This is a genomic window from Enterobacter sp. 200527-13, assembly GCF_027924865.1.
Lineage (GTDB): Bacteria > Pseudomonadota > Gammaproteobacteria > Enterobacterales > Enterobacteriaceae > Enterobacter > Enterobacter ludwigii.
Window position 1 is genome coordinate 1 of the sequence record NZ_BSCM01000003.1, and the last position, 20,945, is coordinate 20,945.

Annotated in this window: 21 protein-coding genes and 1 rRNA gene; 8 read left to right on the forward strand and 14 right to left on the reverse strand. The window is 54.2% G+C overall.

Translation table 11 applies throughout. The annotated features are described in order from the left end of the window. Together QMG44_RS12140 and gmhB are read right to left on the reverse strand one after the other, a co-directional pair. Nucleotides 1–261, reverse strand: a 16S ribosomal RNA gene (locus QMG44_RS12140); the annotation flags it as partial. Between the two features lie 371 nt (nt 262–632). Continuing rightward, nucleotides 633–1,199, reverse strand: a complete 567-nt coding sequence (gene gmhB / locus QMG44_RS12145) for a D-glycero-beta-D-manno-heptose 1,7-bisphosphate 7-phosphatase (RefSeq protein ID WP_086533252.1) — start codon at nt 1,197–1,199, stop codon at nt 633–635. Between the two features lie 188 nt (nt 1,200–1,387). On the opposite strand from gmhB, the gene metN reads away from it, so the two are divergent. From metN to proS, 6 genes are all read left to right on the forward strand, one after another. Continuing rightward, nucleotides 1,388–2,419 (forward strand): methionine ABC transporter ATP-binding protein MetN, encoded by a 1,032-nt coding sequence (gene metN, locus QMG44_RS12150; RefSeq protein ID WP_014168731.1) that lies wholly within the window; start codon nt 1,388–1,390, stop codon nt 2,417–2,419. After that, the gene (locus QMG44_RS12155) at nt 2,412–3,065 is read left to right on the forward strand and encodes a methionine ABC transporter permease MetI (RefSeq protein WP_014168730.1); all 654 of its coding nucleotides are present in this window, start codon (nt 2,412–2,414) and stop codon (nt 3,063–3,065) included. Before metN ends, QMG44_RS12155 begins: the two co-directional genes overlap by 8 nt. 40 nt (nt 3,066–3,105) lie before the next feature. Continuing rightward, nucleotides 3,106–3,921, forward strand: coding sequence for a methionine ABC transporter substrate-binding lipoprotein MetQ (gene metQ / locus QMG44_RS12160; RefSeq protein WP_014168729.1), 816 nt, complete (start codon nt 3,106–3,108; stop codon nt 3,919–3,921). Between the two features lie 106 nt (nt 3,922–4,027). After that, a complete protein-coding gene (gene rcsF / locus QMG44_RS12165; protein ID WP_014168727.1) occupies nt 4,028–4,432 on the forward strand; it encodes an Rcs stress response system protein RcsF in 405 nt (134 codons plus the stop codon). Beyond that, nucleotides 4,429–5,133 carry a tRNA (N6-threonylcarbamoyladenosine(37)-N6)-methyltransferase TrmO gene (tsaA, locus tag QMG44_RS12170; RefSeq protein ID WP_041162435.1) on the forward strand — a complete coding sequence of 235 codons (705 nt, stop codon included), beginning with the start codon at nt 4,429–4,431 and terminating at the stop codon, nt 5,131–5,133. Before rcsF ends, tsaA begins: the two co-directional genes overlap by 4 nt. 112 nt (nt 5,134–5,245) lie before the next feature. Further along, nucleotides 5,246–6,964, forward strand: coding sequence for a proline--tRNA ligase (gene proS / locus QMG44_RS12175; RefSeq protein WP_014168725.1), 1,719 nt, complete (start codon nt 5,246–5,248; stop codon nt 6,962–6,964). 53 nt (nt 6,965–7,017) lie between these two features. On the opposite strand, the gene nlpE is transcribed toward proS, so the two are convergent. The 3 genes from nlpE to QMG44_RS12190 are packed head-to-tail and all read right to left on the reverse strand — an operon-like array spanning nt 7,018 to nt 8,714. Further along, nucleotides 7,018–7,716, reverse strand: coding sequence for an envelope stress response activation lipoprotein NlpE (gene nlpE / locus QMG44_RS12180; protein WP_014168724.1), 699 nt, complete (start codon nt 7,714–7,716; stop codon nt 7,018–7,020). 33 nt (nt 7,717–7,749) lie between these two features. Next, nucleotides 7,750–8,172, reverse strand: coding sequence for an alternative ribosome rescue aminoacyl-tRNA hydrolase ArfB (gene arfB / locus QMG44_RS12185; protein ID WP_020882624.1), 423 nt, complete (start codon nt 8,170–8,172; stop codon nt 7,750–7,752). Then, nucleotides 8,169–8,714, reverse strand: coding sequence for a YaeQ family protein (locus QMG44_RS12190; protein ID WP_014168722.1), 546 nt, complete (start codon nt 8,712–8,714; stop codon nt 8,169–8,171). The genes arfB and QMG44_RS12190 overlap by 4 nt, the downstream gene beginning before the upstream one ends. Nucleotides 8,715–8,910: 196 nt before the next feature. Between QMG44_RS12190 and QMG44_RS12195 the strand changes: the two genes are divergently transcribed. Both QMG44_RS12195 and rof read left to right on the forward strand, forming a co-directional pair. Next, nucleotides 8,911–9,111: a YaeP family protein gene (locus QMG44_RS12195; protein ID WP_014168721.1), complete on the forward strand. Its 201-nt coding sequence runs from the start codon at nt 8,911–8,913 to the stop codon at nt 9,109–9,111. Beyond that, entirely contained in the window at nt 9,098–9,358 is a 261-nt protein-coding gene (gene rof / locus QMG44_RS12200; protein ID WP_086533250.1) for a Rho-binding antiterminator, read from the forward strand. Before QMG44_RS12195 ends, rof begins: the two co-directional genes overlap by 14 nt. Nucleotides 9,359–9,386: 28 nt before the next feature. Here rof and tilS read toward each other — a convergent pair whose 3' ends face one another. From tilS to fabZ, 9 genes are all read right to left on the reverse strand, one after another. Further along, the gene (gene tilS, locus QMG44_RS12205) at nt 9,387–10,673 is read right to left on the reverse strand and encodes a tRNA lysidine(34) synthetase TilS (RefSeq protein WP_086533249.1); all 1,287 of its coding nucleotides are present in this window, start codon (nt 10,671–10,673) and stop codon (nt 9,387–9,389) included. A gap of 57 nt (nt 10,674–10,730) precedes the next feature. Beyond that, nucleotides 10,731–11,120: a VOC family protein gene (locus tag QMG44_RS12210; RefSeq protein ID WP_014168718.1), complete on the reverse strand. Its 390-nt coding sequence runs from the start codon at nt 11,118–11,120 to the stop codon at nt 10,731–10,733. A 65-nt stretch (nt 11,121–11,185) separates the two neighbouring features. Continuing rightward, nucleotides 11,186–13,318, reverse strand: a complete 2,133-nt coding sequence (locus tag QMG44_RS12215; RefSeq protein ID WP_014168717.1) for a lysine decarboxylase LdcC — start codon at nt 13,316–13,318, stop codon at nt 11,186–11,188. Nucleotides 13,319–13,418: 100 nt separating this feature from the next. Beyond that, the gene (gene accA / locus QMG44_RS12220; RefSeq protein ID WP_014168716.1) at nt 13,419–14,378 is read right to left on the reverse strand and encodes an acetyl-CoA carboxylase carboxyl transferase subunit alpha; all 960 of its coding nucleotides are present in this window, start codon (nt 14,376–14,378) and stop codon (nt 13,419–13,421) included. A 12-nt stretch (nt 14,379–14,390) separates the two neighbouring features. Then, nucleotides 14,391–17,873 (reverse strand): DNA polymerase III subunit alpha, encoded by a 3,483-nt coding sequence (dnaE, locus tag QMG44_RS12225; RefSeq protein ID WP_281853092.1) that lies wholly within the window; start codon nt 17,871–17,873, stop codon nt 14,391–14,393. Between the two features lie 38 nt (nt 17,874–17,911). Beyond that, on the reverse strand, nt 17,912–18,508 hold the full coding sequence (gene rnhB, locus QMG44_RS12230) for a ribonuclease HII (protein WP_032679643.1): 597 nt from the start codon (nt 18,506–18,508) through the stop codon (nt 17,912–17,914). Further along, a complete protein-coding gene (gene lpxB, locus QMG44_RS12235; protein ID WP_020882621.1) occupies nt 18,505–19,653 on the reverse strand; it encodes a lipid-A-disaccharide synthase in 1,149 nt (382 codons plus the stop codon). Before lpxB ends, rnhB begins: the two co-directional genes overlap by 4 nt. Further along, nucleotides 19,653–20,441, reverse strand: coding sequence for an acyl-ACP--UDP-N-acetylglucosamine O-acyltransferase (gene lpxA, locus QMG44_RS12240; protein WP_086533248.1), 789 nt, complete (start codon nt 20,439–20,441; stop codon nt 19,653–19,655). Before lpxA ends, lpxB begins: the two co-directional genes overlap by 1 nt. A gap of 3 nt (nt 20,442–20,444) precedes the next feature. Continuing rightward, the gene (gene fabZ / locus QMG44_RS12245; RefSeq protein WP_010426706.1) at nt 20,445–20,900 is read right to left on the reverse strand and encodes a 3-hydroxyacyl-ACP dehydratase FabZ; all 456 of its coding nucleotides are present in this window, start codon (nt 20,898–20,900) and stop codon (nt 20,445–20,447) included. Nucleotides 20,901–20,945 lie beyond the last annotated feature (45 nt).

Here is a 20,945-nt window from a genome sequence, read left to right on the forward strand (position 1 = left end):
TTACCCCACCTACTAGCTAATCCCATCTGGGCACATCTGATGGCAAGAGGCCCGAAGGTCCCCCTCTTTGGTCTTGCGACGTTATGCGGTATTAGCTACCGTTTCCAGTAGTTATCCCCCTCCATCAGGCAGTTTCCCAGACATTACTCACCCGTCCGCCACTCGTCACCCGAGAGCAAGCTCTCTGTGCTACCGTTCGACTTGCATGTGTTAGGCCTGCCGCCAGCGTTCAATCTGAGCCATGATCAAACTCTTCAATTTAAGTTTGATGCTCGTGAATTAAACTTCGTAATGAATTACGTATGTTCACTCAGAGACTTTGGTATTCATTTAGTGTCCGAAGACATTAAGAATCCATGTCACTTTGAGTGCCCACACAGATTGTCTGATAAATTGTTAAAGAGCAGTTGCGACGCGGCTTACAGCTCACCGTCGCGAGGTGGCGTATATTACGCTTTCCTCTTTCAGAGTCAACCCTGATGTTCAGGATTTTTTCTCTTCAACCGACCGGGTTATCTGTGAAGTGATTCACATCTGCCGTGTCGATGGAGGCGCATTATAGGGTGCCGCCGAGGAATGACAAGCGGAAATATGCATTTTTATTTTGACCGCTCACCTTTTCACCAAAAAGGCTATTTTTGGTGCTTTTTAATCTCTTTTGGCAGCTCTGCCAGGCTATTAATCACCCAATCCGCGGCACTCTCTGCTTCAGGGATCACAGGTTTGCCGGTGCGCACAAGTATTTTAGTCCCCACACCTGCGGCGGTTGCTGCCTGCATATCTTCCAGTTTATCGCCCACCATATAAGAAGCAGCCATATCGATATGCAGGAATTCCTGCGCAGAGATAAACATTCCCGGATGCGGCTTGCGGCAATCACACGTCTGGCGAAACTCTTCTACAGTTCCCTGCGGGTGGTGCGGGCAATAGTAAATGCCATCAAGTTCAACACCGCGGTCAGCCAGCGACCAGTCCATCCATTCCGTCAGCGTCTCGAATTGCGCCTCGGTGAATTTTCCACGTGCGATACCGGACTGATTGGTCACGACCACCAGCGCATAGCCCATCTCTTTCAGCTGGCGCATGGCATCGATAACGCCCTCGATAAACTCGAACTCATCAATCTCGTGGACATAACCGTGATCCACATTAATAGTGCCATCACGATCGAGAAAAATTGCGGGTACTGATTTTGCCACCGGTTTGCTCCTGAAAAAGGCATGTACAGCTAGTATCTCATGAATCGCAGCGCAATAAAGTGCTCATCGTACAGAGTTGGATTGATTTAGACGTCTGGATGCCTTAACATCCGTTTTGTTTACGGTCATCACCCGTATCTGGCAGAAGAAAATGCCACGGCTAACTTACATACGATAAAAATAATCTAATGATTAAACTTTCCAATATCACCAAAGTGTTCCAGCAGGGGAACCGAACCATTCAGGCGCTGAACAATGTCAGCCTGCATGTTCCTGCTGGTCAAATTTATGGCGTCATTGGCGCATCGGGTGCAGGTAAAAGTACGCTGATCCGTTGTGTTAACCTGCTTGAGCGCCCAACCCAGGGTCGTGTAGAAGTAGGCGGGCAGGAACTGACCGCACTTTCAGAGAAAGAACTGACGAAAGCACGCCGCCAGATTGGCATGATCTTCCAGCACTTTAACCTGCTGGCCTCCCGTACGGTGTTTGGCAACGTTGCCTTGCCGCTGGAACTGGACAACACGCCAAAAGAAGAAGTTAAGCGTCGCGTAACCGAACTGCTGGATCTCGTCGGTCTGGGTGATAAACACGATAGCTACCCGGCAAACCTGTCCGGTGGACAAAAACAGCGTGTGGCCATTGCCCGCGCGCTGGCAAGTAACCCGAAAGTGCTGCTGTGCGATGAAGCCACCAGCGCATTAGATCCCGCCACTACGCGTTCCATTCTGGAGCTGCTGAAGGACATCAACCGTCGCCTCGGCCTGACCATTCTCCTTATTACACATGAAATGGACGTGGTGAAACGCATCTGTGATTGCGTCGCGGTAATCAGCAACGGTGAGTTGATTGAGCAAGACACGGTCAGCGAAGTGTTTTCCCATCCGAAAACCCCACTGGCACAACAGTTTATTCAGTCCACGCTGCACCTGGATATTCCGGAAGATTATCTGGAGCGTTTAAAAACAGAATCGACCGCTGACAGCGTCCCGATGCTGCGTATGGAGTTCACTGGCCAGTCCGTCGATGCACCGCTGCTGTCCGAAACCGCGCGCCGCTTTAATGTGAATAACAACATCATCAGCGCGCAAATGGATTACGCCGGTGGCGTGAAGTTCGGCATCATGCTGACGGAAATGCACGGCACACAAGCAGAAACCCAGGCGGCAATTGCCTGGCTGCAAGAACATCACGTAAAAGTAGAGGTACTGGGTTATGTCTGAGCCGATGATGTGGCTGCTGGTTCGCGGCGTTTGGGAAACGCTGGCAATGACCTTTGTATCAGGCTTCTTTGGTTTTGTGATTGGTCTGCCGGTCGGCGTGCTGTTGTATGTGACGCGCCCGGGACAAATCATTGAGAACGCGAAGCTGTATCGCACCCTGTCTGCACTGGTGAATATCTTCCGTTCTATCCCGTTCATTATTCTGCTGGTGTGGATGATTCCATTTACCCGTGTGATCGTGGGAACGTCTATCGGTTTGCAGGCAGCCATCGTTCCGCTGACCGTAGGAGCTGCGCCGTTTATCGCCCGTATGGTGGAAAACGCCCTGCTGGAAATTCCGACCGGTTTGATCGAGGCTTCCCGCGCGATGGGGGCAACGCCAATGCAGATCGTGCGTAAAGTCCTGCTACCTGAAGCGCTGCCAGGGCTGGTGAATGCGGCAACCATTACGTTGATTACTCTGGTGGGTTATTCCGCGATGGGCGGTGCCGTTGGCGCCGGCGGTTTAGGCCAGATTGGCTACCAGTACGGCTATATTGGTTATAACGCTACCGTAATGAATACCGTTCTGGTATTGCTGGTTGTGCTGGTTTACTTAATCCAGTTCTCTGGCGATCGCATCGTCCGGACTGTTACTCACAAATAACGTTACACACAACACAAACTCGACGAGTTAAGGATATAACATGGCGTTTAAATTAAAGACCTTTGCAGCGGTAGGCGCGCTGATCGGCTCTCTGGCACTGGTGGGTTGCGGTCAGGACGAAAAAGATCCAAACCACATCAAAGTGGGCGTTATCGTGGGTGCAGAACAGCAGGTTGCTGAAGTCGCGCAGAAAGTCGCGAAAGAGAAGTATGGTCTGGACGTTGAGCTGGTGACCTTTAACGATTACGTTCTGCCGAACGAAGCGCTGAGCAAAGGCGATATCGACGCCAATGCCTTCCAGCACAAACCTTACCTGGATCAGCAGATCAAGGACCGCGGCTATAAACTGGTGGGTGTGGGTAACACCTTTGTTTACCCTATTGCCGGTTACTCCAAGAAAATTAAATCTCTGGACGAACTGCAGCCAGGCTCTCAGGTTGCCGTTCCTAACGACCCAACCAACCTTGGCCGTTCCCTGCTGCTGCTGCAGAAAGTGGGCCTGATTAAGCTGAAAGACGGTGTTGGCCTGCTGCCAACCGTTCTGGATGTCACCGAGAATCCGAAAAATCTGAAAATTGTTGAGCTGGAAGCCCCACAGCTGCCACGTTCTCTCGACGACGCGCAGATTGCCCTGGCCGTTATCAACACCACGTACGCCAGCCAGATTGGCCTGACGCCAGCGAAAGACGGTATCTTCGTTGAAGACAAAGACTCCCCGTATGTAAACCTGATCGTGACTCGCGAAGACAACAAAGATGCGGAAAACGTGAAGAAGTTCGTACAGGCTTATCAGTCTGACGAAGTTTACCAGGAAGCCAACAAAGTGTTTAACGGCGGCGCTGTTAAGGGCTGGTAATCTCACCTCAGTGTAATATCATCAAGACGGGCTTATGCCCGTCTTGTCATTTGTGCAGTCAACTGATTCAATATCTGACGTTTTGATTATCCATTGAGGAATTATTATGCGTGCTTTACCGATCTGTCTTTTAGCACTCATGCTGAGCGGCTGTTCTATGCTAAGCAGATCTCCTGTTGAACCTGTCCAAAGCACGGCAACCCCGCCAAAAGCAGAACCCGTAAAACCGAAAGCGCCTCGCCCTGCGCCGGTTCGCATTATTACCAAAGCTGACGAACTCGTGGGTAAACCTTTCCGTGAACTGGGTGAAGTAAGCGGCGAATCCTGTCAGGCTACCAATCAGGACTCTCCACCGAATATCCCAACAGCGCGTAAACGCATGCAGATCAACGCGGCAAAAATGAAAGCCAACGCGGTTCTGCTGCATAGCTGCGAAGTGACCAGTGGAACACCGGGTTGCTACCGTCAGGCGGTTTGCATCGGCTCGGCGCTGAACATTACGGCGAAATGAGTTCATTTCAGTTCGAACAGATAGGCGTTATTCGCTCTCCCTATAAAGAGAAGTTCGCCGTGCCACGCCAGCCAGGTCTGGTCACCAGCGGTGGCGAGCTTCACTTGATCGCGCCCTACAATCAGGCTGATGCCGTACGCGGGCTCGAAGCATTCAGCCACTTATGGGTTGTGTTTGTGTTTCACCAGACGATGGAAGGTGGCTGGCGTCCGACCGTACGCCCTCCTCGCCTGGGAGGCAACGCCAGGATGGGCGTGTTTGCGACGCGCTCAACCTTCCGTCCAAACCCTGTCGGGATGTCGCTGGTCGAACTGAAAGGTATACGCTGTCAGAAGGATCAGGTCATACTGGAGTTAGGCAGCCTTGACCTGGTTGATGGCACGCCGGTTATCGATATCAAGCCGTATCTCCCCTTTGCCGAAGCGTTACCCGACGCCCGCGCAAGCTATGCTCAGGAAGCACCGCAGGCAGATATGCCTGTTCACTTCACGGCTGAGATAACCACGCAGCTTCAGCAGCTGGAAACACGCTATCCCCGCCTTCGTGACTTTATCACCGAAGTGCTGGCACAGGACCCCCGTCCGGCCTATCGTAAAGAAGAGGACGCCGGGAAAACCTACGCCGTCTGGCTGCTGGATTTTAACGTTCGCTGGCGCGTGACCGGGGCAGGTTTTGAAGTGTTTGCCCTTGAACCCAGGTAATTTTGTCCTCCTCTCTTTTGGCATCTTTGCCACACTGGTAAACTAAACCACTTTTTTTGTCTCAGGCTGGTGTTTCAGCCTGTTCCAATCGTCGAAATGGAACCGTAACAACATGCGTACTAGCCAATATCTGCTCTCCACTCTGAAGGAGACGCCTGCCGACGCCGAAGTGATCAGCCATCAGCTGATGCTGCGCGCCGGGATGATCCGCAAGCTGGCCTCCGGGTTATATACCTGGCTGCCGACCGGCGTGCGCGTCCTGAAAAAAGTCGAAAACATCGTGCGTGAAGAGATGAACAACGCCGGTGCTATCGAGGTGTCCATGCCTGTGGTTCAGCCCGCTGACCTGTGGCAGGAGAGCGGCCGTTGGGAGCAATATGGCCCTGAGCTGCTGCGTTTCGTTGATCGTGGCGAGCGTCCATTCGTCCTCGGCCCTACGCATGAAGAAGTCATTACCGACCTGATTCGTAATGAGCTGAGCTCTTACAAACAGCTGCCGCTAAACTTCTTCCAGATCCAGACCAAGTTCCGTGATGAAGTTCGCCCACGTTTCGGCGTCATGCGCTCACGCGAATTCCTGATGAAAGATGCTTACTCTTTCCATACGTCTCAGGAATCGCTGCAAGAGACCTACGACAAAATGTACGAGGCTTACAGCAAAATCTTCTCCCGTATGGGTCTGGATTTCCGTGCTGTGCAGGCTGATACCGGTTCTATCGGCGGAAGCGCGTCTCATGAGTTCCAGGTTCTGGCTCAGAGCGGTGAAGACGATGTGATCTTCTCTGACTCTTCTGATTACGCTGCGAACATCGAGTTTGCAGAAGCGCTGGCCCCTAAAGCGCCACGTGCTGCTGCAACGGAAGAGATGACGCTGGTTGATACACCTCACGCAAAAACCATTGCCGAGCTGGTTGAGCAGTTCAACCTGCCCGTCGAAAAAACGGTAAAAACCCTGCTGGTGAAATCCACCGAAGGTAGCGCGTACCCGCTGGTTGCCCTGCTGGTGCGTGGCGATCACGAACTGAACGAAGTGAAAGCTGAGAAGCTGCCTCAGGTTGCCAGCCCGCTGACGTTCGCAACGGAAGCGGAAATCCGTGCCGTCGTGAACGCAGGTCCTGGCTCTCTGGGCCCGGTGAATATGCCGGTTCCGGTGGTTATTGACCGTACGGTAGCCGCAATGAGCGACTTCGCCGCTGGCGCTAACATCGACGGTAAACATTACTTCGGTATCAACTGGGATCGCGATGTCGCGACGCCGGAAGTGGCTGATATCCGTAACGTGGTGGCAGGCGATCCAAGCCCGGACGGCCAGGGCACCCTGATGATCAAACGCGGTATCGAAGTGGGCCACATCTTCCAGCTGGGGGATAAATATTCCCGCGCGCTGAATGCCGCCGTTCAGGGGGAAGATGGCCGCAACCAGATCCTGACCATGGGTTGCTACGGTATCGGTGTGACGCGTGTGGTTGCAGCAGCCATTGAACAGAACTACGACGAACGTGGCATCGTCTGGCCAGACAATATCGCCCCGTTCCAGGTGGCTATTCTGCCAATGAACATGCACAAGTCTTACCGCGTGCAGGAGCTGGCCGAAAAACTTTACTCCGAGCTGCGCGCTCAGGGTATCGAAGTGCTGATGGATGACCGTAAAGAGCGTCCAGGCGTGATGTTTGCCGATATGGAACTGATCGGTATCCCGCACACCGTAGTCATCGGCGACCGTAACCTCGACAGCGACGACATTGAATACAAATACCGTCGCAGTGGTGAAAAGCAGATGATCAAGACTGGCGACATTCTTGATTACCTGGTGAAAGCCATTAAAGGTTAACGTTCAACAAAAAACCCCGCTCAGGCGGGGTTTTTTAATGGGTCGATATCGGCTTATTTGCTGTTACAGTCTTTGCCCGCAACAAACTTCGCGTCTTTATCTGCCACCAGCGTTTTCACCAGCTCTCCGCTGTCCGGGTTCGGCTCCAGCGTAAAGTGACCATCTACCGTCAGCAGGACAGGCTTGCTGTCATTGCCGCGCGCAACAGCGTAATCACGCTCCAGCTGCGCATTGTTCGCCACGCTGATTTTCTTGCCGGTGGCGCAGTCGGTAAAGATCGCCGCATCCGCCATATAGAAATACATCCCACGCATTGGCATTGGCGTTGCAGGCAGGGCCGCTTTCACCGGGGCCAGCGTATAGTTGAACTGGGACTCAATCGGATTGCCTTCGCGGTCGAGCATCTCCATCCCTTCACCTTTGGCGCGGAAATAGGTTTTCTCACCGGTGGTATCCGTCAGTACCAGCTTCTCAGCCGTACGCGCCCATGTCCCGTAGGACGCAAAGGAAGATGGTTCTTTCGCCCCCTGATAACGCTGGTTCATAACCCAGGTACCGTCTTTCTGCAGGAACAGTGACGTTTCAATGCCCTCGCAGTCGGCACACGGTAAAACGCCGCGCCAGCTCTGCTGCATTGGTTTTAACTCTTCATTCTGCGCAGGCTGCACGACCTGCGTTTCAGAACGGTTGTTACACCCGAAAAGCGCAAACAGCGTACTCACTGCCAGCGCTGACAATAATGCTTTTTTCACAATGAATTCCTTATGAAATTGTGTTCCTTTTCGTCACTCCGTAGGGCGACGAACTTTACCGCGTAGTGCTTTCACTGTGGATTTTTGGGCCTTCGACGATAGCCGACGCTCTTTCGATGCGCGGGTCGGTCGCGTTGCCCGACGGCTTTTTTGCACTGCCGTTAATTCTTTAATCATCGACACCAGTCTGGCAATCGCCGCTTCGCGGTTCAACTCCTGGCTGCGGTACTCCTGCGCTTTAATCACAATCACGCCGTCACTGGTGATCAGGTGATGGCTGGCAGCGAGCAGGCTTTCTTTGTAATACTCTGGCAGGCTGGAGGCCCGAATGTCAAAGCGCAAATGGATAGCCGTTGAAGCCTTGTTAACGTGCTGTCCACCCGCCCCCTGAGCACGGATGGCGGTGATCTCCAGCTCATTGTCAGGGATACTAACGTTTCGGGACAAGACAATCATGGCGCTGGCTGCCACGCCGTCAAATGAATTTCCAGATTATTCTGAGAATCAGAAAGCCAGATAGCACCGTCCTGAATTGTGGCCTGCAGGACCATCGTCCGGCTGGCAAACTCGCTCAGCTTCGCCAGTTGCTCATCGTCCAGATACCAGACGGTAAGGTTGGCAAACTGCCCGCACTTGCTCTTGCTTTGCTGCCACCAGATTTCCGCAGCACGTTGATTATACGCGAATAACGCCACGTTAGCGGACTGCGTGCAGGCCTTTTTAATGCGGCGCTCATCCGGCAGACCGAGTTCAATCCATAAATCGATACCCAGATGATCGTTGTGCAGCCAGGCCTCTGGCTCGTCCTCAGCGCTTAAGCCACGGCTAAATTGCAGACGCTCGTCAGCATACTTTATCCACGCCAGCAGGCGCAGCATCATGCGCTCCTGGGTTTCAGAGGGGTGGCGTGCCAGAGTGAGTGACGCATCCAGGAACTGGTTGCGGTCAAGATCTGCCACATTGACCACAGCTTTATAAATTGTCGCTTTCAGCGCCATGAGAGAACTCCTTTCGAATCAGGCGCACATTGTAGCGAAAAAGGAATAAAAAGGCTGTTCCCGGATGAACATTCACCGGCTATCAAGGCGCTGATATTGCTTAAATGAGTATGGTATAGTCACCTTGCTAAACCGAGTTTATCTTCGTAGGCTTAATGATATCTCACAGTAAGTCAGTGCGCTGGCGGGAGGGGATGTGAATAATTATTGTGAGTTAATTCGCAAACGGTATGCGGAAATCGCCAGCGGAGATCTGGGGTATGTCCCGGACGCGTTGGGCTGTGTATTGAAAGTGCTTAATGAAGTGGCCTCTGATGAGGGCCTTTCAGAATCGGTCAGGGAAAAAGCAGCGTATGCTGCGGCGAATTTACTGGTGAGCGATTATGTCAATGAATGAAACTTATCAACCCATCAATTGTGATGACTATGACAACCTCGAACTCGCCTGCCAGCATCATTTAATACTGACGTTGGAGCTAAAAGATGGCGAAGTGTTGAAGGCAAAAGCCAGCGACCTGGTTTCGCGAAAGAATGTGGAATATCTGATAGTGGAAGATGCCGGGGCGACGCGTGAGCTACGTCTGGACAAAATTGCCAGCTTCAGCCACCCGCAAATCGGCACCATTGTGGTGAGCGAATCCTGATGACACTAACGGGCAGCCCGGCTGCCCGTTACGCTTTCCACTCAAACTGCACGCCCGTTTCTGCCCACCCCTCTTGCGTAATGAATACCCCCGCAGCAGCAATCAGCGTTTCACCGTAGAAAAGTAGCGGCGTGGTATCGCGTCGCCAGGGCGGCACATTGCTCTCCTGCCAGATTTTCTTCAGCTTCCGCCCTCCGTTGCGCCCGACAATATGCAGCAGACCGCCCGCCTTAAAGCGCACGGTTACTGGCTCCCCGGGTTCAGGCAGACGCACATGGCCGGTTGGCACCAGAGACACACGACCGGCATCACAGGGCAACAGCAGCGGTTCCGCAAGCGACGGCCAGTCAAGCACCCTGTCGGCGAGCGAGGGGGATGATTTAACCCACCAGAGCGCCCCTTTATAGCGTCTGACATCGAAACCGTTCAGGTGCACACACGGCGTAGCATCTTCCCGCGCCAGGGCGACTTCATCCCAGAGACGAGCCAGCATTGCCCGCGACGGCATAGCGGCACCGTGAGAGGCCAGCCAGCGTCGTAACAATGCGGCCCGACGCGCCGGGCTCATCGCTTCCAGCGGTGCGATGGTAAGCGATCCCTGCGCGGTAATCAGTCCCGCCAGCTCTTCGCTCAGCAGCTCGTCCAGCAGACTCTCCTGTTCAGCGCACAGCATGGCGCTGCGTGCTGCCGCTTCTGCAAAGTGCGGCCAGCGCTCGCTCAGAAGCGGTACGACACGCAGACGCAGGAAGTTACGGTCATAGCGGTCATCCTGGTTGCTTTCATCTTCAATCCAGCTCAGCCCGTGTTCCCGTGCCCACGTTTCCAGCGAGGCTCGCGTCTCGCCAAGCAGTGGGCGAAGGAGGTGCGATCCGGCGAAATCAGCCCGTTCTGGCATCGCGGATAGTCCCGCCGGGCCGCTTCCTCGTTTGAGGGCCAGTAATAACGTCTCGCACTGGTCATCGAGATGCTGCGCCGTGACCAGCGCTTCGTCAGGCTGTAATTCAGCGGCAAAAGCGGCATAGCGAGCTTTACGCGCCTGCGCCTCAATGCCCTGCCCCTCATCATGGAGATGTACACGTTCAACAGTCAGCGGGATCGCCCATGCTGCACACACCGCCTCGCAGTGTGCCACCCACGCATCCGCGTGCGGGCTTAACCCGTGATGAATGTGCATCGCCCGAAGCTGAATATCAGGCTCGTTGTCACGCCAGAGTTTGAGACGGTGGAGCAGAACGGTGGAATCCAGGCCACCGCTAAACCCCACCAGCAGCTGGCGGTACGGTGAAACGGCTTGAGCAATCGCGGGTAGGGTCATATAAAATCACACATAAAAATGCCCGAACTGAGCGGGCATTATCACACAGGGTGGAAATTACTGCTGGTAAAGCTCCAGCGGAAGGCCATCCGGATCGTTGAAAAAGGTAAAACGCTTGTCGGTGAACGGATCGATACGAATCGCTTCGCACTTCACGCCGTGGGTCTCCAGATGTTTTACGGCGCGATCAATGTCGTCGACGCTAAAGGCAAGGTGGCGCAGGCCGCAGGCTTCCGGGCGGGACGGACGTGCTGGCGGAAAAGGAAAAGAGAACAGCTCAATCACATATTGCCCGTTTAAAGCGAGATCGCCTTTCCAGGAGTCACGCTCCTCACGGTAAGCCTCGCTTAATAACGTAAAGCCCAGAATATCGCAGTAGAAGGCCTTACTTTTTGCGTAATCGGTGGCAATGATCGCAATATGATGAACCTGTTTTAAACCCAGCATAGCTTCTCCTTTTTATGATGCCTGAACGTTACAACCGACAACCCGGGCCTGGCAAGCTGTCGCCCTTATTTTAGGACTCGCACCCAGTAAACCCCTTGCTCATCGCGCTTCGCCCCGTGAATATCAGTCTCAAAGCCCGGATAGTGGCGCCCCACTGAGCAGAGCATCAGCAGAAAATCGAGTACCGCCCGACTCTCTTCGGTGATCATCTCCCCCGGCATCAACAACGGTACGCCCGGCGGATAAGGCAGGATCATGTTAGCCGACACGCGCCCGACCAGATTTTCCAGCTCGACGGTTTCAACCTCCCCTTTCACCTGACGTTGCCAGGCCTTGTGTGGGGTCAACTTCATCTCCGGCAGCACGTCAAACGCCTGCAGCATCAGGCGCGGCAGATCGTGCTGACGGATCAGCCGATGGATCCCCTGGGCCAGATCCTGAATGCGCATATTGCGGTAGAAGTCAGGATCTTCAGCATAAAGATCCGGCAGCATATTTTTCACCCGCAGGTTGAGATCGTAAGCGCGCTTAAACTCCATCAGTCCGCGCAATAAGCCCATCGCACGGGTTTTATCAATCCCAATACTGAACAGGAACAAGAGGTTATACGGGCCGGTTTTCTCCACCACCACGCCACGTTCATCAAGGAATTTTGCCACCAGAGCAGCAGGAATGCCTTCGTCACTCATCGTGCCCTGTTCGTCCATTCCCGGCGTCAGGATCGTCACCTTCACCGGGTCGAGGAACATATGGTCGGCGTCGGCATCGCGAAAACCGTGCCAGCTCTCGCCGGGTGAGACAGGCCAGCACTCGGCCTCATCAATCTCTTCGGGTTGCCAGATATCGAAGAACCAGCCGTCCGCTTCATCTTTCAGCCGCTGAACTTCTTTACGGAAATGCAGCGCCCGCTCTACAGACCGATTGATCAGACGCTTGCCCGGATTCCCGCGCAGCATTGCCGCCGCCGTTTCAATAGAGGCCACCAGCGGATAGCTTGGCGAGGTGGTGGTGTGCATCATAAAGGCTTCGTTAAACGTCTCTTCGTCGTACTCGCCTTTGATGTGAATAAGCGAGGCCTGAGAAAACGCGGCCAGCATTTTGTGCGTCGACTGTGTTTCGAAAAACACTTTGCCCGGCACGCGCTCACCGCTCATGCCGCTTTTTCCCGCGTAAATCGGATGAAAGTTGGTGTATGGCACCCACGCGGAGTCAAAGTGGATCGACGGCACATCCAGCGTCTGCTTAATCCAGTTGGTGTTATAGAGCAGACCGTCATAGGTGGAGTTAGTGATGACCGCATGGATCGGCCAGCTTGCCCCCGGGATCGCCGCGACCTTATGTTCAATCGCGGCGTGGCTAAATTCACGACGCGGGATCCCGCCGAGGATCCCAAGCGCGTTTCGCGTCGGGGAGAGCCATAACGGCACGACATCGCTCATCATCAGCAGATGAGCCAGCGACTTGTGGCAGTTACGGTCAATCAGCAAGGTGCTACCGGCGGGTGCGGCGTACATTCCGACGATTTTATTTGATGTCGAGGTGCCGTTGGTCACCATATAACTCTGCTCGGCCCCAAAAGTCCGGGCAATGTATTCTTCAGCTTCCAGGTGCGGTCCGGTGTGATCGAGCAGCGATCCGAGTTCAGTGACGGAAATCGACACGTCCGCTTTGAGCGTGTTGCCCCCGAAGAAATCATAGAACAAACAACCCACCGGGCTTTTTTGATAGGCCGTCCCTGCCATATGGCCAGGCGTGCAGAAGGTGTATTTGCCTTCTTTGACGTAAGTGAACAGCGCGCGGGTAAACGGTGGCGTGATGTTATCGAGATATTCACCGGTGTACTGTTGAATACGGGTCGCAATATCTTCCGCGACACCGAGTGAGTATTCAAAGAACCACAGCGCCATTCGCATATCATGAGCGCTCACGTCCATTGTCGAGTGGGTATTAATAAAAGCGTACAGCGGGAGATATTCGTTCAGCTTATTGATATCGCTGCACAACTCCATGTCGTACTCGTCCCAGTCGAAGATCACGCCACAGATGCGAGGGTTGTGCTCGATAAATTTCAGCAGGTCGGCGCTATTGTGCGGCCAAATCAGCTGGTACCCGCGGGACTGAAGGGCGTGCTCCAGCTCCTTAATGGGCTCGTCTTTATAAAAGACGCCGTGCGGCCCCATAATGGCGATGATGTTCACGGTTTACCTCCTTGAAAAACATTAGCTAAGCATAGTTAAGGTAAACGGCAGGCATAAAAAAAGCCGCAACAATGTGCGGCTTTTAGGATAATTGTGAAGCTTACGCGTAACCGTAGGTCATCAGACGCTGGTAACGACGGTTGAGCAGATCTTCTGTGCTCAGGACATCCAGGTCCGCCAGGTCTGCCAGCAGCTGCGCTTTCAGGGAAGCCGCCATCACTTCCGGCTTACGATGCGCGCCGCCCAGAGGTTCAGGGATCACGGAGTCGATCAGCTTCAGCTCTTTCAGACGTGGGGCAATGATGCCCATCGCTTCTGCAGCCAGAGGCGCTTTATCGGCGCTCTTCCACAGAATAGAGGCACAACCTTCCGGGGAGATAACGGAATAGGTGCTGTACTGCAGCATATTCACTTTATCGCCCACGCCAATCGCCAGCGCACCACCGGACCCCCCTTCACCGATAACGGTACAGATGACCGGCACCTTCAGGCGAGACATCTCGCGAAGGTTACGCGCGATGGCTTCTGACTGGCCACGCTCTTCCGCGCCCACGCCAGGATACGCACCCGGGGTGTCGATGAAGGTGATGATGGGCATCTTGAAACGCTCAGCCATCTCCATCAGACGCAGGGCTTTACGATAGCCTTCTGGTGCCGGCATACCAAAGTTACGACGAATTTTCTCTTTGGTTTCACGGCCTTTCTGATGACCAATGATCATCACCGGGCGCCCGTCCAGACGTGCGATGCCGCCGACGATAGCTTTGTCGTCAGCGTAAGCGCGATCGCCTGCCAGTTCGTCAAATTCGTCAAACGCCAGGCGGACATAATCCAGGGTGTACGGACGCTGTGGATGACGCGCCAGCTGGGCGATCTGCCATGCGCCGAGATCGGCAAAGATTTTGCGCGTCAGTTCTACGCTTTTCTCACGCAGACGATGCACTTCTTCATCGATGTTAATATCCAGTTTTTCATCCTGACGGCTTACCGCTGTCAGAGAATCGATTTTCGCTTCCAGCTCAGCAATCGGCTGTTCGAAATCAAGGAAATTCAGACTCATAGTATTCCTGTATTAGTCAAACTCCAGTTCCACCTGCTCCGAACCAATGAGGCCACGGAGATCGTTAAGTAAACGATCGCTCGGAGAGACACGCCACGTTGCACCAAAGCGCAACCGCGCACGTGCATCCGCCCTCTGATAGTAGAGATGTACTGGAATTGTCCCCGAGCGGTGGGGTTCCAGAGACTGACGGAGTCGGTTTAAAAGCTGGTCATCAATTTGCCTGTCCGTCAGCGAGATAGCAAGCCCGCGAGCATATTTTTCCCGGGCTTCGTCAATGTCCATCACTTCGCGGGCGGTCATTTTAAGCCCCCCACTGAAGTCATCAAAGCTGACCTGTCCGCTGACGATAAGTATGCGGTCTTTTTCCAGCAAATGCTGGTATTTATCCAGCGCGTCGGTGAACAACATCACCTCCAGACGCCCGGAACGGTCATCCAACGTACAGATGCCGATACGATTGCCGCGCTTGGTGACCATAACCCTTGCAGCAATCACGAGCCCCGCAGCCGTGGTGATTTTACCACGTTCTGTCGGATGCATGTCTTTCAGCCTGTAGCCTCCGACATAGCGCTCAATTTCTTTGATGTACTGGGTGATGGGGTGCCCCGTCAGGTATAAACCTAACGTTTCACGCTCTCCATCCAGCATCACCTGTTCTGGCCACGGCTGGCAGCTGGCATAAGACTGCTCTATCTGCTCTGGCTCTTCCGCCAGTACGCCAAACATATCCGCCTGACCGATCGCTTCCGCTTTGGCGTGCTGATCCGCCGCTTTCAGCGCATCGCCGAGAGAGTTCATCAGCGCGGCACGATGCGGCCCCAGCCTGTCGAACGCGCCGGACATGATCAGTTTTTCAAGCACGCGGCGGTTCAGTTTTTTGGTGTCCGTACGGGCGCAAAGATCGAACAACTCGCGGAAATAACCGCCGTTGTTACGCGCTTCGAGGATTGCCTCAATAGGGCCTTCACCCACGCCTTTTATCGCGCCAATCCCGTAAACAATTTCCCCGTGCTCGTTGACGTGGAAATGATAGAGACCGGAGTTGATATCCGGCGGCAGGATCTTAAGCCCCATGCGCCAGCACTCATCCACCAGGCCAACCACCTTCTCGGTGTTGTCCATATCGGCAGTCATAACCGCCGCCATAAATTCAGCAGGATAGTGCGCTTTCAGCCACAGCGTCTGGTAAGAGACCAAAGCATAGGCAGCAGAGTGGGATTTGTTAAATCCGTACCCGGCGAATTTCTCTACCAGGTCAAAGATTTTGATCGCCAGCTCGCCATCAATACCGTTTTTTCTTGCGCCTTCTTCGAAAGTGCCGCGCTGCTTGGCCATCTCTTCCGGCTTTTTCTTACCCATCGCACGACGCAGCATGTCCGCGCCGCCAAGAGTGTAGCCAGAGAGCACCTGGGCAATCTGCATAACCTGTTCCTGGTACAGGATAATGCCGTAGGTTGGCTCCAGAACGGGCTTCAGGCACTCGTGCTGCCACTGCACATCCGGATAGGAAATCTCTTCACGCCCGTGCTTACGGTCGATAAAGTTATCTACCATCCCTGACTGTAGCGGGCCCGGACGGAACAGGGCCACCAGTGCGATCATATCTTCGAAGCAGTCAGGCTGCAGGCGCTTAATCAAATCTTTCATGCCGCGGGATTCAAGCTGGAAGACGGCGGTGGTCTCCGAGCGCTGCAGCATGTCGAAACTTTTCTTATCATCAAGCGGAATGGCCGCGATATCCAGCGGCGGCTCGCCGTTCTTCTCGCGACGGGCGTTGATCATCTCCAGCGCCCAGTTGATGATGGTGAGCGTACGCAGACCGAGGAAGTCAAACTTCACCAGCCCGGCGTATTCGACGTCGTTCTTGTCAAACTGGGTGACCGGATGCTGGCCCGCTTCATCGCAGTATAGCGGCGCAAAATCGGTGATTTTGGTCGGCGCGATAACTACCCCACCCGCATGCTTACCGGCGTTACGCGTGACGCCTTCCAGCTTGCGGGCCATGTCGATCAGCGCTTTAACTTCTTCATCGGCTTCGTAGATTTCTGGCAGCTGTGGTTCAGCTTCAAACGCTTTTGCCAGCGTCATACCTGGGTCAGGTGGCACCAGTTTAGAGATACGATCGACAAAACCGTACGGATGCCCCAGTACACGGCCAACGTCGCGAATAACCGCTTTCGCTGCCATCGTACCGAAGGTAATAATCTGCGATACCGCGTCGCGGCCGTACATGTCCGCCACGTGTTCAATAACCTGGTCGCGTTTCTCCATGCAGAAGTCGACGTCAAAGTCGGGCATCGAGACACGTTCCGGGTTAAGGAAACGTTCGAACAGCAGGTCAAATTCCAGCGGGTCGAGGTCGGTAATTTTGAGTGCATAGGCTACCAGCGAGCCCGCACCGGAGCCACGCCCCGGTCCAACCGGTACGCCGTTATCCTTCGACCACTGGATAAACTCCATAACGATCAGGAAGTAGCCCGGGAAACCCATCTGGTTGATCACCTGGAGTTCGATATCCAGGCGCTCGTCATATTCTGGTCGACGTTTTTTACGCTCTTCTTCATCCGGGAAGAGGAATTCCAGACGCTCTTCGAGTCCTTCTTTTGACTTCATGACCAGGAAGTCTTCCGTGGTCATGTCCCCGGTCGGGAACTGCGGCAGGAAGTATTCGCCAAGGCGCACGGTGACGTTACAGCGTTTGGCTATCTCAACGCTGTTCTCCAGCGCTTCCGGGATATCGGAGAAGAGTTCGCACATCTCCTCTTCATTGCGCATGTACTGCTGCGTCGAGTAGTTACGCGGACGTTTCGGATCGTCAAGCGTGAAGCCATCATGGATCGCGACGCGAATCTCATGCGCGTCAAAATCGCCAGGCTCAAGGAAACGCACGTCATTGGTTGCCACCACGGGCAGGCCGCGTTCTTCAGCCAGCGCAACCGCGGCGTGCAGGTAACTCTCTTCGTCCTGCCGACCGGTGCGGATCAGCTCAAGGTAGTAACGATCCGGGAAATGTTCTTCATAGAACGACACGCACTGATCCACCAGCGCACTGTTGCCACGCAGCAGACATTTTCCGACATCACCCATACGGCCGCCGGAGATCAGTAGCAGCCCGTCGTTCAGCTCAGCCAGCCAGTCCCGGTCGATCCACGGCCCCAGTGCGCCATAGCCGCGCTGATAGGCTTTGGAGATAAGCAGAGTCAGGTTTTGATACCCTACGTTATTCATCGCTAACACGGAGATTTGCGTCAATTCATCGCCGATAAGATCGCTTTGGACGTGAAAATCCGCGCCAACGATGGGTTTCATCCCCGCGCCATGCGCCGCTCCGTAGAACTTCACCAGGCCACACAGGTTGGTAAAATCGGTGATCGCCAGCGCAGGCATGCCAAGCGAGGCCGCCTTTTTTACCAGCGGCCCGGTCTTCGCCAGCCCATCGATCATGGAGTAGTCGCTATGCACCCGCAGGTGTACGAAACGTGGTTCAGCCATCTTCAGATTCCGCGTTACTTAATTGCTTGCGTATTGATTCAGGACACCAGTCCCAGCGCGCGTTTCACCGGGCCAAAGCTGCGTCGGTGATGTTCAGTTGCGCCATGTTCAGCCAGCCTTTCCAGATGAAAGGCCGTTGGATACCCCTTATGCTGGGCGAAGCCATACTGAGGGTAAGTGAGGTCCAGCGCGGCCATTTCGGCATCACGCGTCACTTTGGCAATGATAGAAGCCGCACTGATTTCTGCGACCCGGCTATCGCCTTTCACCACCGCCATTGACGGCATCGGCAACGCAGGGCAGCGGTTTCCGTCAATCAGGACATACTCCGGGGCAATTTTCAGACCCGCCACTGCACGCTGCATCGCCAGCATAGTGGCATGCAAAATATTGAGTTCGTCGATCTCATGCGGCTCTGCACGCCCCAGGCTCCAGGCCAGCGCCTTTTCCTGAATCTCACTAAACAGCGCCAGACGGCGCTTTTCAGACAATTTTTTAGAGTCGTTTAACCCGATAATCGGGCGAGCAGGATCGAGGATCACCGCAGCGGTCACCACTGCACCCACTAACGGGCCACGACCGACTTCGTCCACACCCGCCACGAGGTGGGTATGAGGATAAATAAATTCCATCATTTTGCTAACTCCAGCACCGCTTCAGCCGCTTGTTCATCGGCATTACAGCGGATCTGCTGATGCAGTTCACGAAACGTATCATGCATCTGGTGGCTGGTTTTGCCATCGGCCAGTAGCGGTAACAACGCATCGGCTAGCGCCTGCGGCTCGCACTCATCCTGCAGAAGCTCTTTCACCAGCTCGCGCCCGGCAAGCAGGTTTGGCAGAGAGACATAGTCCGTTTTCACCAGACGTTTCGCCAGCCAGAAGGTGAACGGCTTCATGCGATAGCCTACCACCATCGGGCATTTCGCCAGCATACACTCCAGCGCAGCGGTGCCGGAGGCCAGCAGTGCGGCGTCGCTTGCGACCATCGCCTCACGGCCCTTCCCGTCCAGCAGATGAACATGGAGATCCGGAGCAACCTCCGCCTTGATGCGCTCAAACTGCTCGCGACGTTTTGCATTCACCAGCGGCACAACCACTTCGAGGTCAGGATAGGTCTTGCGAAGGATTTGCGCCGTTTTCAGGAAGTCCGCGCTGAGCATCTCGACTTCTGCACCACGGCTACCGGGCAGCAGTGCCAGACAGTGCGCATCATGAGGAATACCCAGCACATCGCGCGCCGCGTTTTTATCCGGATCCAGCGGCATTGCATCCGCCATGGTATGACCGATAAAACGGCACGGGACATTAAATTTGTCGTAAAACGCTTTTTCGAAAGGCAGAAAAGCCAGTACCAGGTTGGTTGACCGTCCGATTTTGAAAACGCGTTTCTGTCGCCACGCCCAGACGGACGGACTGACATAATGAATGGTTTTGATGCCCTTCTGCTTCAGATTCCCTTCGAGGGTAATGTTGAAATCCGGTGCATCGATACCGACAAACACATCGGGTTTGAGTTCGGTAAAGCGACGGGTGAGATCGGCACGAATGTGCAGCAGACGGCGCAGGCGACCCAGCACCTCAACGATACCCATCACAGCCAGCTCTTCCATTTCATACCAGGCTTCACAGCCTTCGGCCTGCATCAACGGGCCAGCAACGCCTACAAAGCGCGCATTGGGTACCCGGGCCTTGAGCGCACGGATAAGACCTGCACCAAGAATATCGCCGGAGGTTTCTCCGGCGACCAGGGCTATCGTAAGCGGACGACTGTCGACCATTAACGAATCAGACCCCTTGTGGAACGGTCAAAGAACGTCATGAACTCGTTCACTTCAGGGTGCTTCTCCGCCAGCTCGGCAATTTTCGGCTTCGCCTCTTCCAGCGTTTTACCGCTACGGTACAACAGTTTGTACGCGTTGCGGATTGCAGTAATCGCTTCGCGACTAAAGCCACGACGCTTGAGGCCTTCGATGTTCACGCCAAACGGCGTGGCATGGTTACCCTGCGCAATGACGAACGGTGGGACATCCTGCGCCACACCGGAGCATCCGCCGACCATCACGTGTGCACCAATGATGCAGAACTGATGGACTGCGGTCATGCCGCCAATAATTGCGAAATCATCTACCGATACGTGTCCTGCCAGCGTTGCGTTGTTGGCAAGAATACAGCGGTTACCTACCGTACAGTCGTGCGCGATATGCGCATTAACCATAAACAGGTTGTCGCTGCCCACCTTCGTCAATCCACCACCCTGTACTGTTCCACGATGAATGGTGACGCTTTCGCGAATGCGGTTACGATCGCCGATTTCCAGACGGGTCGACTCACCAGCATATTTAAGATCCTGGTTTACTTCGCCGATGGAAGCGAACTGATAGATCTCGTTATTGCAGCCAATAGTCGTATGACCATTCACGACAACGTGAGATTTCAGTACTGTACCCTCACCAATTTCGACATGGGGTCCAACAATACAAAATGGGCCAATATGGACGTTAGCACCAATAATGGCACCGACTTCCACAATGGCGGTAGGATGAATAAAGGCGGATTTATCAATCACGTATCAAGACTCCCGGCTACGAGCACACATCATAGTCGCTTCGCAAACAACTTTGCCGTCAACCAGAGCTACGCCTTTGAAGCGAGTCAGGCCGCGACGCGTTTTTTCAAAAGTGACTTCCATGATCATCTGATCACCAGGCACGACAGGACGCTTGAAGCGCGCTTCATCGATACCCGCGAAGTAGTACAGCTCACCCGGCTCCAGTTTGCCCACGCTTTTAAACGCAAGAATACCGGTAGCCTGTGCCATCGCTTCCAGAATCAACACACCCGGGAAGATAGGTTTACCCGGGAAGTGTCCCTGGAAGAACGGCTCGTTCACGGAAACATTTTTCACTGCGCGCAGAAAACGACCTTCTTCAAAATCCAGCACACGGTCTACCAGCAAAAACGGGTAGCGGTGCGGCAGAAGTTCTAAAATCTCTTCAATATGCAGAGTATGAGTGTCAGTAGTCAAAATACTCTTCCTGTCAAAATGTACTGATAAAAATAATAACACGGC

What these genes read in the sequence shown, in the direction of transcription:
- metN (WP_014168731.1), top strand. Translation starts at nt 1,388, where the DNA reads ATGATTAAACTTTCCAATATCACCAAAGTGTTCCAGCAGGGGAACCGA.
- QMG44_RS12155 (WP_014168730.1), top strand. Translation starts at nt 2,412, where the DNA reads ATGTCTGAGCCGATGATGTGGCTGCTGGTTCGCGGCGTTTGGGAAACG.
- metQ (WP_014168729.1), top strand. Translation starts at nt 3,106, where the DNA reads ATGGCGTTTAAATTAAAGACCTTTGCAGCGGTAGGCGCGCTGATCGGC.
- rcsF (WP_014168727.1), top strand. Translation starts at nt 4,028, where the DNA reads ATGCGTGCTTTACCGATCTGTCTTTTAGCACTCATGCTGAGCGGCTGT.
- tsaA (WP_041162435.1), top strand. Translation starts at nt 4,429, where the DNA reads ATGAGTTCATTTCAGTTCGAACAGATAGGCGTTATTCGCTCTCCCTAT.
- proS (WP_014168725.1), top strand. Translation starts at nt 5,246, where the DNA reads ATGCGTACTAGCCAATATCTGCTCTCCACTCTGAAGGAGACGCCTGCC.
- arfB (WP_020882624.1), bottom strand. Translation starts at nt 8,172, where the DNA reads ATGATTGTCTTGTCCCGAAACGTTAGTATCCCTGACAATGAGCTGGAG.
- QMG44_RS12190 (WP_014168722.1), bottom strand. Translation starts at nt 8,714, where the DNA reads ATGGCGCTGAAAGCGACAATTTATAAAGCTGTGGTCAATGTGGCAGAT.
- rof (WP_086533250.1), top strand. Translation starts at nt 9,098, where the DNA reads ATGTCAATGAATGAAACTTATCAACCCATCAATTGTGATGACTATGAC.
- tilS (WP_086533249.1), bottom strand. Translation starts at nt 10,673, where the DNA reads ATGACCCTACCCGCGATTGCTCAAGCCGTTTCACCGTACCGCCAGCTG.
- QMG44_RS12210 (WP_014168718.1), bottom strand. Translation starts at nt 11,120, where the DNA reads ATGCTGGGTTTAAAACAGGTTCATCATATTGCGATCATTGCCACCGAT.
- accA (WP_014168716.1), bottom strand. Translation starts at nt 14,378, where the DNA reads ATGAGTCTGAATTTCCTTGATTTCGAACAGCCGATTGCTGAGCTGGAA.
- dnaE (WP_281853092.1), bottom strand. Translation starts at nt 17,873, where the DNA reads ATGGCTGAACCACGTTTCGTACACCTGCGGGTGCATAGCGACTACTCC.
- rnhB (WP_032679643.1), bottom strand. Translation starts at nt 18,508, where the DNA reads ATGATGGAATTTATTTATCCTCATACCCACCTCGTGGCGGGTGTGGAC.
- lpxB (WP_020882621.1), bottom strand. Translation starts at nt 19,653, where the DNA reads ATGGTCGACAGTCGTCCGCTTACGATAGCCCTGGTCGCCGGAGAAACC.